The sequence below is a fragment of the Enterococcus sp. 5B3_DIV0040 genome (assembly GCF_002140755.1).
GTDB lineage: Bacteria > Bacillota > Bacilli > Lactobacillales > Enterococcaceae > Enterococcus_D > Enterococcus_D casseliflavus.
Window position 1 is genome coordinate 2,194,598 of sequence record NZ_NGLC01000001.1, and the last position, 13,348, is coordinate 2,207,945.

Consider the following 13,348-nt stretch of genomic DNA (forward strand, 5'->3'; position numbering starts at 1 on the left):
CCTGATGCGTTTAGCCTCCGGCTTACTTGATCTATTGATTGGTGAGCGGCGCCTGTTGCTTATTCTTGGCTTGCACGATACTCATCAAATTGTTTTTGCATTTCATCGCGGACCTTCTCCCAGCCAGCGGTTTTTAATTCTTCGTTTAGTTTCGGAACATTTTCTTCTGGATCGATCGTTCCCGTTGCTAAACTTGCTTTGTAACGGTTCATGACATTGGCGATATTCGTGATTTCTGTTTTCACATTATCAGTCTTGAAGTTGAACCCTAAGATTGGTGATGCTTCAGCGTTAGCAATATTTTCATCACGCTCTTTGATCATATCGTCTGTGATGGATTCTTGTGTATAAAGGATCATGTTGTTCCCAGTGTTCCAAGCAGCCATCCGGGTATTTGGCAAGTAGCCATCAAGGAGACGGATTTTGTTGTCTTCGCCCTCGATTTTTTCCCATGCTTCGCCTTCAACACCCCAAACCAATCCATTCAACAATTCAGGATCGCTGTTCAACAAGCCCAACACTTCCACTGCTTTTTCTTTGTTTTTCGAAACATTCGCTACGACAAAGTTTGCCATTTGCGCTTGGCCTGTTGATTTTAATTGTTTCGTGATTGGACGTGAAACCAATTCATGACCTGCGGCATTGCTTAAGATCGTATCGCCGTAATCCATTGGTCCTTGGGTTTCTTCACGCATGAACCATGTGTTGCCTTCTAATGGGTAACCAGTCGTATTAGTGGCTGCATCAGTTGGGATCAAGCCTTCGTTGTACCATTTGTGCATCAATTTCAAGTTTTCCATTTGTTCATCATCTTCGTATTGATTGATGATCTTCGTTGTATCGCCGTCCAATTTAACAGCAAATGGGTAATCTTTCCCGATCACATAATCATAGTTTCCAGAAACATTAAAGGTTTGTCCGATCGCAAACGGTGCGATGTTTGGTTCTTCTTCTTTAAACTTCTTCAACACGTCTTCGGCATCTGCATAAGATTCGATCCCGCTAATATCCAAATCATATTTATCTAAATACTCTTTATTGAAGGTCAAGACTTGTTGGGCATAAATATTGCCATTGACTGGAAAGGCATATAATTTTCCGTCGATCGTATTGCCTTTGATATAAGATTCGTCTAATTGATCATACGCTTCTTTGGCATATTTTGGTGCTAACTCCGTCAAATCTGCATACGCGCCTTTTTGCGCATTCGCAACATAGTTTGAGGCAAAGGAAATATCGTAGTTTTCACCCGATGAAATGATGGTACTCATTTTTTGATCCCAATCACCCCAGCCGATATACTGCAGATCGATGCGAGCGTTGGTTTTTTCTTCAATGCGTTTATTGGCGATCTCCATTAATTGATCAAAGTTTTCTGGCTTGTCCCCGACTTGATACATCAATAAAGTCGTTACGCCGTCTGCATTGTTTTCTGAATCGGATGTTGCGCCGTTCGACCCACAGGCAGCCATTCCCAAAGTTGCCGCTGCGGCCATCCCAGCAAAAGCTGTTTTTTTCCACAAATTCATTTTTGTTTCCTCCCTATACTTATTTGATTATTCTTTGACGCCACCAATTGTCAGACCACCGACAAAATACCGTTGGAAGAATGGATAGGTGATCGCAATCGGTAAGGTTGCAACAACAACGATTGCCATGCGAGCAGTTTCGCTTGGCAAAGCGGCCAAACCACCTTGGATCTGGGCAGCCATGCCGGAGCTTTTGGCTAGATAATCCAAGTTGCTTTGAATCCGCATCAAAAGTGCTTGTAACGGCACTAAAGAGTCTTTTTGAATATACAGCAATGCATTGAACCAGTCGTTCCAATACCCAAGAGCGGCAAATAGACTGATCGTTGCGATCCCTGGAACCGCTAACGGCAACACGATGGACAGAAAAATCTTCATTTCGCTGGCACCGTCGATGCGCGCAGATTCTATAATACTATCTGGTACCGTCTTTTTAAAGAAGGTCCGCATAACAAGGATATTAAAAGGCCCTAAGGCAAGGGGTAAAATCAACGCCCAAATCGTGTCTTTCAATTGGATCAAGTTGACCATCACCAAGTAATTGGCAACCATCCCTGGCGCAAACAACATGGTGATCAAAGCGAAGATCGTAAAGAAACGACGGAATGGAAAATTTGAGCGAGAGATGACATAGGCATAGAGCGAAGTCATCGTTGCATTGACGAAGGTACCAAAAACAGTGATAAAAATAGATACGCCAAATGCTTGGAAAATTTTGCTGCTCATTTGTCCGCTAAACAGGTAGGTATACGCTGCGAACGAAAATTCTTGTGGCCAAAAGCGATAGCCGTTTTCTGCCAAAGAGGTTTCACTGGTCAATGAGATCGCGATCACAAAGAGAAACGGCAAGACACAGGAAATCGCGAACAGACCGATCACGATATTAAAAATCAGGTTGACCGTTGGGTTAAAGGAGCGGATCTCGACTTTCGTTACTTTTTTCTTCATTTATCCATCCTCCTTAGAATAATGCTGAATCTGGTTCTAGTTTACGAACAACCAAATTCGCTGTTAGTAATAGTAATGCCCCAACCACTGATTGATAAAGGCCGGCAGCTGCGGTCATCCCGAAGTCGCCTGTGGCAGTCAGTCCATTATAAATGTACGTATCTAAAACGGAGGTGACTTGGTACAACGCCCCAGAGTTTCGTGGGACTTGATAGAAAAGTCCGAAGTCGGCACGGAAGATCCCACCGATGTTCAAAATCAACAAAACAGAAATCATTGGAATCAGCTGTGGCAACGTCACATTTTTGATCTGCTGCCATTTGCTGGCGCCATCGACCATCGCGGCTTCGTAATACGTCTGATCAATCCCGACCACTGACGCATAATAGATGATGCTGTTGTAGCCTAAGCTCTTCCAGACATTCATAAAGACGAAAATAAACGGCCACCATTTCGGATCAGCATACCAGTTGATTCCTTCACCGCCCATACCCGTGATCCATTGGTTGATGATCCCTTTGTCTGGACTCAAAAAGGCATAGACAAAGTACGAAATAACCACCCAAGAAAGGAAGTACGGCAACAGGGACATCGTGTGATACACTTTTACCAAGCGCTTATTGCGCAGCTCACTCATAATAATGGCAAAGGCAATCGCAAAGAATAGGTTGAATGCTAAAAATACGATATTGTAGAGTAGGGTATTTCTAGTGATCAGCCAAGCATCATTGGATGCAAATAAAAATTTAAAGTTATCAAAGCCGACCCATGGGCTTTGTTTCAAACTGGCAAAAAAGCCGTCTGGTGAAATGTGGAAATCTTTGAACGCCACCACATTTGCGAATACAGGTATATAGAAAAAAAAGATAAACCAGACAACACCTGGCAAAGCCATCAATATCAATGCTTTGTATTGCCAGACATTCCTCCAAAACCCCTTTTTCTTCACATCTCATCATCTCCTTCATGCTACTAGAATAACGCTTTCATCCCTAAAAAATAAGGAACAAACTAAAGATAAAATGAAACAAATTAAAGGTCTTTGTTTATATTTTGTTTTTATTCTCTAAAAACCTGAAAAACGTCCTACCTTTTGCAAGATAGGACGCTTCATTGATTTGTTTTTTATGAATGATCAGTCGACAAAGCCGTTTTGTAGAATCACTTCGTGGAACCACTCACCAGACTTTTTGATGGTCCGTTTTTGGGTAGCCAAATCGACAGCAATAAACCCGTAACGATTTTTGAATTCATTCAGCCAAGACCAATTGTCCATGCAGGTCCACATGTGATACCCGCGGCACTGGCTGCCTTCTTGGATGGCTTGGTGAACATACCGCAAATGATCTTTGATAAAGGTGATGCGGTACTCATCTTGGATCTGACCGCTGGCATCGATAAAGCGTGTTTCATCTTCGACCCCCATGCCGTTTTCTGAAATATAACAGGGGATATTGCCGTAGTTGTCTCGTAGGTTGATCAAGGTATCATAGATGCCTCGTTCATAGATCTCCCAGCCTCGATGGGGATTGATTTTCTTTTCTGGCCAATCATACACATCGAAGTAATCTTCTGGCATTGGTGTGTCCGCTGTTTTGGCAGAACGCTTTTGCTGCACCCGCCGTGGCTGATAATAGTTGACCCCTAAGAGATCTACCGTGTTTTCTTTAATGATCTGCAAATCTTCCGCTCTGGTTTCTGGCATGATCGCCAACTCGTTTAAGACAGCGATCAATTCTACAGGAAAGGTGCCTTTGACCGCTGGATCTAAGAAGGATCGGTTAAAAAAGGCATCTGCCAGTTGCGCCGCTTGGACATCTTTTTCATCGTTCGGATCTTTCGGATAAGTCGGTGTCAAATTCAAGATGATGCCGATTTCGCCTGATTGCTGAGATTGACGGAAGCGTTGGATCGCTAAGGCGCTGGCGAGTGCTTCATGGTAGCCGACTTGCACCGCATGTGCCAAGTTGATTTCTGCTGGGTAATGCTGTTGATACAAATACCCCATCTCCACTGGCACGATCGGTTCATTTTGCGTGAACCAATGACGGACTTGATCACCGAACAACTCAAAACACAAAGCAGCATAATCTGCAAATGCTGTGACAGTCTCGCGATTGAGCCAGCCGCCTTCTTTTTGCAGTGCCATCGGCATATCAAAATGATACAAATTGATGAAGGGTTCGATGCCATTTTCGATCAAAGTGGCGAAGTACTCGCGATAAAACGCCACCGCTTGTTGATTGACCGCCCCTCTTCCTTCTGGCAGCAAGCGACTCCACTGGATCGAGGTTCGAAAAGAATTAAAGCCGATCTCTTTCATCAACGCCACATCTTCTGGGTAACGCTGCAGCAGCTGGACGGTATCTTTTGGTCCCCGTTTTTGATAAAAACGTTCTGGCTCCGTTGCGTACCAATAGTCCCAAATCGAATCGCCTTTGCCATCATCGGCCGTTCGTCCTTCAGTTTGCGGACCGCTGGCGGCGGCTCCCCACCAAAAATCTTTAGGAAAATGCAGGTTAGTCATGGGCAGTCACCTGCTCTTTGCCTAACAAGAGACAGCCGATAATCCCGCTTTTGTTCGGCAAGCCCCAAGTGACGATGTAGTCTTCCACTGGTGGTGTCTCCATATAGCCTGCCATTTGTTTTTGGAAGGCTTGTTGGATTTGAGCGAGTAGATGCGGCTGATTCATGACCCCACCGCCTAAAATGATTTTCTCAGGTGCTAAGGTCAACGTGATATTGACCAGCGCTTGCCCTAGATAAAAGGCCTGCAACCCCCAAATCTCGTGCGCTTGCGGCAAGTCTTGTCCTTTAATCCCCGTACGTCCTTCTAAAGAAGGCCCTGCGGCTAATCCTTCCAGACAGTCGCCGTGATACGGGCATGTACCAGCATACGTATCTTCAATGTGGCGTTTGACATAGGTATGACCGATTTCTGGATGACCGATCCCCTCGAAAATCTTTCCTTCACGAACGACTCCTGCGCCAATGCCGGTTCCTACTGTCAAATAGACACAGCTGTCTTTGCCTTGCGCAGCTCCTTGGCGTAATTCCCCATAAGCGGCAGCATTGACATCTGTTGTCCAAGCAAATGCTGTCTCTGGGTAGCGCTTCTTCAATGCACCGAGAAAATCGAACTGCTGCCAGCCCTGTTTCGGCGTCGCTAGTATGTGGCCATAGGTCGCTTGGGTTGGATCGATCCCGATCGGACCAAAGGAACCGACCCCTAATGACACGAGATCGTAGGGATCGAAAAAGGCAAAGATCGCCGCTAACGTTTCCTCTGGTGTTGTCGTTGGGATCGACTCTTGGGCGATAATCGTCAACTGGTCATCGGCAACGGCACAAATCATTTTTGTGCCGCCGGCTTCAATTCCTCCATAAACCATCATTTCTCACTCCTTTACTCCAATGGTACGAATTTCATATGGGTGTAATTGCTCATTGATGGTCGATGCTTGCTCTTCCTCTAAAAGGTTCAACAGACAGAGCGTCGCCTGCTCTTTTTGCACGTGAAAGGCAGTGGCTTGATCCGCCAAATTATAGCCCCGCAAAACGATCTGCTGGTCTTGGCAATTGCGTTTTAAGGCGGTGATAGCTACCGTCGATCCATGAGCTTCCATGTATTGGTTGCTGCTGGCTAGCTTGCCTTGATGCTTGTCGGTCTGACTTGCCGTCCAAGGAACTTGGGCAGCTTGTGCTTGGCGATACGTTTCATAACGTTCTTCAGGAGCTCCATGACAGGCTACGCCGTATTCAAAGGTGTGGCTGCCTAAGCATTGCGCTTCTGGTGTTGGGAAGTAGCCCCAATCGCCTAGCTCTCCCGTACAGCGCAACAAGGTCAAGCAGATCTGATCCTTCACGATTTCATATTCGTTCAAACCAAAATTAGAAACCGTCATGCCGCTAGTTTCATCATGCAAGTTGACAAAGGCGTGCTGATGCTGCGGATTTGTTGGGTTTTCCCAATGACTGGAAACCTGATTCGGCCGTTTTACGACTTCATAAATGCTGTCAGCTTCATGGAAATTCGTGATGATCCCTGTTGGGAATAACACTCGCAGTCGGTGATCTTTGCTTTGGTTGTTGACGGTGGTTTTAAATGCCAGGCGGTTGCTGGTTCGTTCTAAACGGATCTCCGTCTCGATCTTGAAAGCAACCAATTCTTGACTCCGCTGTGCCTTACGGAAACGGAAATCGACGACAGCTTTTTGTTCTTCTAACAAACGGTCATCTGCTGAAACGGGAATCTGCAATTCTTGCGTCAGTCGCACGATCCCCACCAGTGGATCGTTTTGTTCGATCGTCACGTGATGCGGAAATTGTGTCGATAAGATTGCTTGATCCCCTTCTGGTTGTTTGAAGATGTACTCATTGGCGATATCCCCCACATCCTCGAAAACCAGTAAATTGCGATACGTTTTTTGGGTTACTTTGTCTGTAATCGTCAAGCTGCCGTTTTCAGTAATGACGGCTTCCAAATGTACGTTGGCAAGTTTGCGCCCTCCTTCTGAAACGATCGGGGCGCTCTCTACTGGCGTAGCGGCTTTTTCTACTAGGGCAAAGGTCTGCCATGAAAATTCTGGCAACTGATTTGCTTCAACTTGGACCTTGACAAAGCGTTTCATGAAAGGAATCCGAAAAGCATCTTTAGGCAATTCATAGTCAAAAAGAACCTCTTCTTCACTAATGATCGCAGCAACAGGGTTCCCCTCTTCATCGATCACCGAATAAGAACCTTTTGGCTTCGCCAACAATTCGTGGTAAAGCTTGCTTGGCAATCCTTCACGGAATGTTTTACGCTCAAGTTCGATCACGACTTCCACTAAACCAGAACGGGTGCTGCCAGTGGTGTTGAAGACCACGAAGGGGCGACTCTCCTCAGGAAACTGGCTCGTGTCGATGGCTGCTACTAAATTGCGTAACGCTTCATCTGCCACGAACTTGCCGATTTCATTGGCTTTTTCAAACCGCGGCATCATTTCTCGGTGTACTTCGTCCACTGAACAGCCGCAGATACTGTCGTGAGGATGATTTTGCATCAGGGTTTTCCACGCATGATCCAACATATCGTGAGGATAGCTGCCGCTTGCTTCATAAGCCATAGTTGCTAATGGCTCCGCAACATTTTCTAATTGGCGGGAAACCTTTGTATTCCATTGTTTTAGATAAACTCGGGAAGAGGCGGTATTGGCTAGAGTATACCAACCATCGGTTTCTTGACTGGTCAATTCACCTGTGACAGTTCCTAGGTCATCTGGCAGATCTGCTTGCACCGCTTCAAGGTATTCGGTAAAGCTGGCGTGTTTGAATTCATACTCTGGGAATAGCTCGTTGGCTGTACGAATCGCTGCCGAAATGTCTTTTTGGACGGGTTGATGATCGACCCCATTCATCATTAAGTAATGATTGGTGGCACCAAATTTTTCTACATCTTGCAGTTTTTGTGTCCAAAAAGCTTTGGCTTCTGCTTTATCCACTGGAATCTCATTGCCATTGGAGTACCAGTTGGCAAAGAGTAGACCAAAGATTTGACTGCCATCTGGACCTTCCCAATGCATTTCAGAATATTGGGAAGTAAATTGATCATCGGGTAAAACTTCGTTGTCAAAGCCGATCGGTTTGACGCCACGCCCAAATGCAGCACTTTCAAGATTGGCTTGCAGCATCATTTGCGGAGTTTGTCCCATATTGCCGAAGGTATCTGGGAAATACCCCAACATAACGGGGGTGCCCCACTTTTTGCTTTCTGCCATTCCAATCAGCATATTACGGGTGTTTGATTCGGCACTGATCAAAAAGTCATCTTGCAAAATATAAAACGGACCGATCTGTAATTTCCCTTGTTGGATGGCCGCTTTGACCGCCTCGCGTTTTTCAGGCCGCACTTCTAAATAGTCATCCAAGATGATCGTCTGTCCATCTAGATGGAAGCTGTGGAACTCAGGGTCATTTTCAATTAATTCTAAAAGATCATCCATCAATTCCACTAGCCGCATGTGATGCTGTTCGTAAGGCATGTACCATTCCCGATCCCAGTGGCTGTGTGAGATGATATAAACTTGTTTCTTCATTGATTTTTACTCCTCGCTGTTTGCGTCGTTGGACTGCTTTTTGTGTCACTCGAATGGTGGTGAGTCGTGCTGCTTATTTTTCCACTCGGATATCGAAATAATCCATAACCAATTCACAAAACATCATGTTCGCCCACGAGAACCATTCTCTCGTGTATTGCGAAGGATCATCGACATCGAACCCTTCATGCATCAAATTTGTACCCGCATCTGTCGCCACTAACTGATCCAAAATTCGTTTCTTTTCTTCTTTGTCAGTGGTGGTCATCCCTTCCATTGCCATGGCGATCGGCCACACATAATTTTCTGGCGTATGAGAGCTACCAATGCCTTTGGCGTATTTCCCTTCATAGAAATACGGATTTTCACTGCTCAACAACGTTTTACGGGTTTGAAGATAAAGGGGATCTTCCATGCTGCCATACCCCAAGTAAGGGGCGGCGATCAAATTCGGCACATTGCTGTCATCCATCAGGGTGCCATTGCCGAATCCATCCACTTCATAGGCGTAGACTTCTTCGCCAGCTTGGTTCGTGGTCAACCCGTATGCTTTAATCCCTGCTTCAATGTCTGCTTGTAGTTTTTTCGCTTGTGCCACAATCGCTGCGTCTTCTAAAACCGTCGTAAAGATTTCTTGGATATAGCCTAAGACCACCACCGCAAACATATTGGAGGGAATCAAATAGCCGTATTTGCAGGCATCATCACTTGGTCGAAAGCCTGACCAAGTCAAGCCGACGGGTTTCACTGGTGCGCCTTTGCCGTCATGAGTCAAGGTATCTTCTTTTCGCCAGGTATCCCGTTCAAAGCGATATGGAGACTCCTCATGGTTTTGTTCTGTCACAAACACCTCCAAGGCTTTTTTGATGCCTGTTACAAAATCATCATTGAACTGATCGGTTCTGCCTGTGTTTTTATAGAGCAGATAGGCCAGTTGGATCGGATAACACAAAGAGTCGATCTCATATTTACGTTCCCAGATCCAATCGTTCATTTCTGTATCGTCTGTTTGGTGGCCAGCGCCATTGGCTGATTCGTTAAAGGCATTTGCGTAAGGATCGATCGTAATATAGTAGAATTGCTTTTTAACTAACCCGCTGATCATGCTTGCTAAGTCTTCATCTTCTTTGGCGATCACCAAATACGGACGAACTTGTGCAGTGGAATCTCGCAGCCACATCGCTGGAATATCCCCCGTCAGTAAAAAGGTCGTGCCATCCTCATGACGCTTGACCGTCGTTAATAGTGTATTGGCGAAAGCTGCGTTAAAATTTTTCGCCCAATCGGCATGCGTTTCTCCGCATAGATCCGTAATCGTTTCCATAAATGTTGCTACTGAAGTTGGTATTTCTTTATAAACCATTCCATCACCTTCCCTGATTTGATATATCAATTTACGAACCTAGTATATCATGAATTATCTGAATGTCTAGCGCTTTCTCAAAATAATTAAAGGGTTTTCATTTTTATTGGTTTATGGTATGCTAACAAATATGATATATCAAAAGGGGTTTTCTTATGAAACAACCATTATATAAAAAAATTTACGCGGAGCTTCACGAAGCCATCGTTGAAGGGCGATTAGCGCCTGGCAGTCGTGTCCCTACTGAAAAAGAACTATCTGAACAATACCAAGTCAGTCGGATCACCTCTAAAAGAGCCTTGACGGAACTGGAACAAAATCAGCTGATCTATCGCGTGCAAGGCAGCGGCAGCTTTGTCCGAGAATTGAAGGAAAAAAAAGCGACTGGACGAATTTTGTTTGTCTTGCCCTTTGCCAATGATCTCTCTTTAGGAAACTTTACCGAAGGCATTTACCCCGTGATGCAAGAACACGGCTTTGAACTTTTGATGACACCAGTGGATTATTTGGAAAAAACGACGGCAGCTGAGCTGATGCAAGAATTCGACGGCCTGATCTATTACGCCAGCAATACGTTTTCTTACTATGACTTGCTGTTCGAATGTGCTGAAAAGCACTTTCCTATCGTGACCTTAGATAAAAAGCTGCATGAGTTTGATTTTCCATCGGTGATGCCAGATAACTTTCAAGGTGGACAGCTAGCCACGGAGCATTTACTTGCGTTGGGGCATCAACGGATCGCTTATATTTTTGGTGATACCCATCATCCGCAATCCGTCCGTCAGCGTTATCTAGGTTACATCGATGCGCTGAAAAAAGCCCAAAGAACCTTTCGCACCAAGCTCGACGACACGGCTGCCAGCATCGCAAATGCGCTTGCCTACTTGGAAGAACATCAGGTCACGGCAGCCGTCTGTGAAAATGACTTGATCGCCATTGAATTGATGCGTGCTTTGCGCCAAGCAGATTTGCACGTCCCTGCCAACATTTCCCTAGTTGGTTTCGATAATATCCAAGCCGCAGCCCTCGTTGATCCAGCACTAACGACTATCGGGCAGAATTTTGCCGAGATGGGGCGCTTGGCAGGAAACCAAGTGATTGAGAAAATCAACGCTGCGAAGGCAGCAACCCCAGTACCAACGGAGACGACCACCCATCTAGTGGCGGTTTATTTGATCAAAAGAGAATCAACCCAATTAAAGGAGTGAACCAAGTGAACGTATCAATGATCGACACACGACACGGAACAGACAACCAATATAGTTTTTCCCACGGCAACTGCCTGCCTTATACAGGGGTTCCTTTTGGCATGAACTACTTTGCCCCGCAAACCAGCGATCAACGCGGCAGTTGGTGGTTTCATCCAGAAGATCGAACCTTTCAGGGCTTTCGCATCACCCATCAGCCTAGCCCATGGATGGGAGATTTCAGCCATCTGACGATGCTGCCGATAAACGGCACGCTTTCTGAAAATACCCTTTTCCATGCGCAAAGCTCGTATCGTCCCGAAGAAAGCACCTTTAATCCAGCCTTTCTTAAAATCAAGACGCAGCGGTATTTAACAACAACGACTTTGATCCCCAGTATGTATGGCGGTGTGCTGACTATTGAAAACTGCGGGGATCAGCCAGGTCTTGGCTTGTCACTGCCGGGTGACTATGTCTTAGAACAGTTGGATGAACAAACAGTGGCTGGTCAACTGATCGTATTTTCAGGGTGCGAAGATGAACGCTTCACCTTCCATTTCGTCTATCGTTTTGAAACACCCATCACGGCGATCGAAGGTGCCTTGACAGGCAAAGAAGCCTTCGTCGTTCTCCGCTTTAATGATTGCCAAACACAGACGATCCGTTTTGCGACCTCGTTTCTCAGTCGCGAACAAGCTTGTTTGAACTTGCAACGGGAACAGCAATGGGCTCCTGCCGATTATCTGGCTTCTGTCCAACAGCAATGGAATCATTTTTTGCAAAAAATCGAGATTAAGCATCACGATCAAACACAAGTTTCTACTTTTTATCATAATTTTTATCGCTTATTCTTGTTTCCTCAAACCTTCTTCGAAATCGATCAAGAGGGCCGCAAAATGCATTGGGATACCTTGGCAAAAGCAATCAAACCAGGACCACTGTATACAAACAACGGCTTTTGGGATACGTATAAAACTGTCTACCCGCTCTTTTCACTCTTGGCTGTCGAACAATTGGAAGACATGCTGGAAGGCTTTTTGAACAGTTATCGCGAAAGCGGCTTTTTACCAAAATGGCTATCGCCAGATGAGCGTGGATTGATGCCTGGGACGCTGATCGATGCCGTGATCGCTGATGCCGCAGTAAAAGGCATTCGTCCTGATTTGATGCCCGAATTTTTAGCAGCGATGAAAAAAGGCGCCACCGTCCAAAGTGAAAATCCCAATTATGGTCGGCGCGGCACGACGGACTATTTGACTTACGGGTATGTGCCATTGACGCATCATGAATCGGTCAATCACACCCTTGATTATTGTTACAGTGATTTTTGTATCTCACAAGTCGCACAACAGCTGGGTGACGAGCAAGCAGACTATTATCAGCAGCAATCGCAAAACTACCGCAACATTTTCGATCAGGAAACTGGCTTTATGCGGGCAAAAGATCCCGATGGTGCCTTTCGTCCAGAATTCAGTGACATACGCTGGGGCTTAGATTATGCAGAAGGCAGTGCGTGGCAAAGCAGTTTTGCTGTTTACCATGATTTCGCTGGTTTGATCGCCGAACATGGCGGCAAAGCGGCCTTTGAAGCAAAACTGATCGACTTGTGCAATCAAGAACCTCGCTATACGACAGAAGGCTACGGCTTTGAGATCCATGAAATGAGCGAGATGGCTGCACTCGATTTTGGTCAGCTGGCGATCTCCAATCAACCAAGCTTCCACTATCCGTATCTATTCAGCTATTTGGGCAAACCAGAAATGGCACAGCCCTTGATCAAGCAGCTATTGACACAATGCTTCAATGACTCGCCCAAAGGCTTTCCTGGCGATGAAGACAACGGTAGCATGGCTGGTTGGTACATTTTCAACTCCTTGGGCTTTTATCCAGTCACACCAGGGACGGGGGAATATGTCATCGGCATGCCATTATTTGATCAAGCAACACTACATCTTGCTTCAGGCAAAGACTTAGTGATCAAGAGCACGCCCAATGCGCCGCAACAGCTCTTCGTGGATAAAATCACATTGAACGAAGAACCCTTCGAGCGATTGTTTTTCACCCACCAAGAATTGACTGCCGGTGGTACATTGAACTTCCAGCTAGGTATCGTCCCTCGCAGCAAAGAGTGGTCAGCCGATGCCTATCCTTATAGCGTCAGTCAACCACATGCATAACGAAAAAACCGCTCCTTAGCAACAGGCAGCACTCTACTTTCAGTCAAATGAAAGTACGTGCTATCCC

The 13,348-nt window shown here is 45.7% G+C and carries 9 protein-coding genes; 2 read left to right on the plus strand and 7 right to left on the minus strand.

Features of this window, described 5'->3' with window-relative positions; genetic code table 11:
* Nucleotides 1–59: 59 nt before the first annotated feature.
* From A5883_RS10325 to A5883_RS10355, 7 genes are all read right to left on the minus strand, one after another.
* Nucleotides 60–1,529: an ABC transporter substrate-binding protein gene (locus A5883_RS10325; RefSeq protein WP_005225517.1), complete on the minus strand. Its 1,470-nt coding sequence runs from the start codon at nt 1,527–1,529 to the stop codon at nt 60–62.
* A gap of 27 nt (nt 1,530–1,556) precedes the next feature.
* Nucleotides 1,557–2,477 (minus strand): carbohydrate ABC transporter permease, encoded by a 921-nt coding sequence (locus A5883_RS10330; protein WP_005225516.1) that lies wholly within the window; start codon nt 2,475–2,477, stop codon nt 1,557–1,559.
* 13 nt (nt 2,478–2,490) lie between these two features.
* On the minus strand, nt 2,491–3,372 hold the full coding sequence (locus tag A5883_RS10335) for an ABC transporter permease (protein WP_086294872.1): 882 nt from the start codon (nt 3,370–3,372) through the stop codon (nt 2,491–2,493).
* Nucleotides 3,373–3,612: 240 nt separating this feature from the next.
* Nucleotides 3,613–5,004: a glycoside hydrolase family 1 protein gene (locus A5883_RS10340; RefSeq protein WP_016608260.1), complete on the minus strand. Its 1,392-nt coding sequence runs from the start codon at nt 5,002–5,004 to the stop codon at nt 3,613–3,615.
* Nucleotides 4,997–5,872: an ROK family protein gene (locus A5883_RS10345; RefSeq protein WP_016608261.1), complete on the minus strand. Its 876-nt coding sequence runs from the start codon at nt 5,870–5,872 to the stop codon at nt 4,997–4,999. The genes A5883_RS10340 and A5883_RS10345 overlap by 8 nt, the downstream gene beginning before the upstream one ends.
* Nucleotides 5,873–5,875: 3 nt before the next feature.
* Nucleotides 5,876–8,554 carry an alpha-mannosidase gene (locus A5883_RS10350; protein WP_016608262.1) on the minus strand — a complete coding sequence of 893 codons (2,679 nt, stop codon included), beginning with the start codon at nt 8,552–8,554 and terminating at the stop codon, nt 5,876–5,878.
* A 73-nt stretch (nt 8,555–8,627) separates the two neighbouring features.
* Complete coding sequence (locus tag A5883_RS10355; protein WP_015509307.1) at nt 8,628–9,917, minus strand: glycoside hydrolase family 125 protein; 1,290 nt, start codon at nt 9,915–9,917, stop codon at nt 8,628–8,630.
* Between the two features lie 155 nt (nt 9,918–10,072).
* Between A5883_RS10355 and A5883_RS10360 the strand changes: the two genes are divergently transcribed.
* On the plus strand, nt 10,073–11,125 hold the full coding sequence (locus A5883_RS10360; protein ID WP_016608263.1) for a GntR family transcriptional regulator: 1,053 nt from the start codon (nt 10,073–10,075) through the stop codon (nt 11,123–11,125).
* Nucleotides 11,126–11,130: 5 nt separating this feature from the next.
* Nucleotides 11,131–13,281: a GH92 family glycosyl hydrolase gene (locus A5883_RS10365; protein WP_034857678.1), complete on the plus strand. Its 2,151-nt coding sequence runs from the start codon at nt 11,131–11,133 to the stop codon at nt 13,279–13,281.
* Nucleotides 13,282–13,348: the final 67 nt, after the last annotated feature.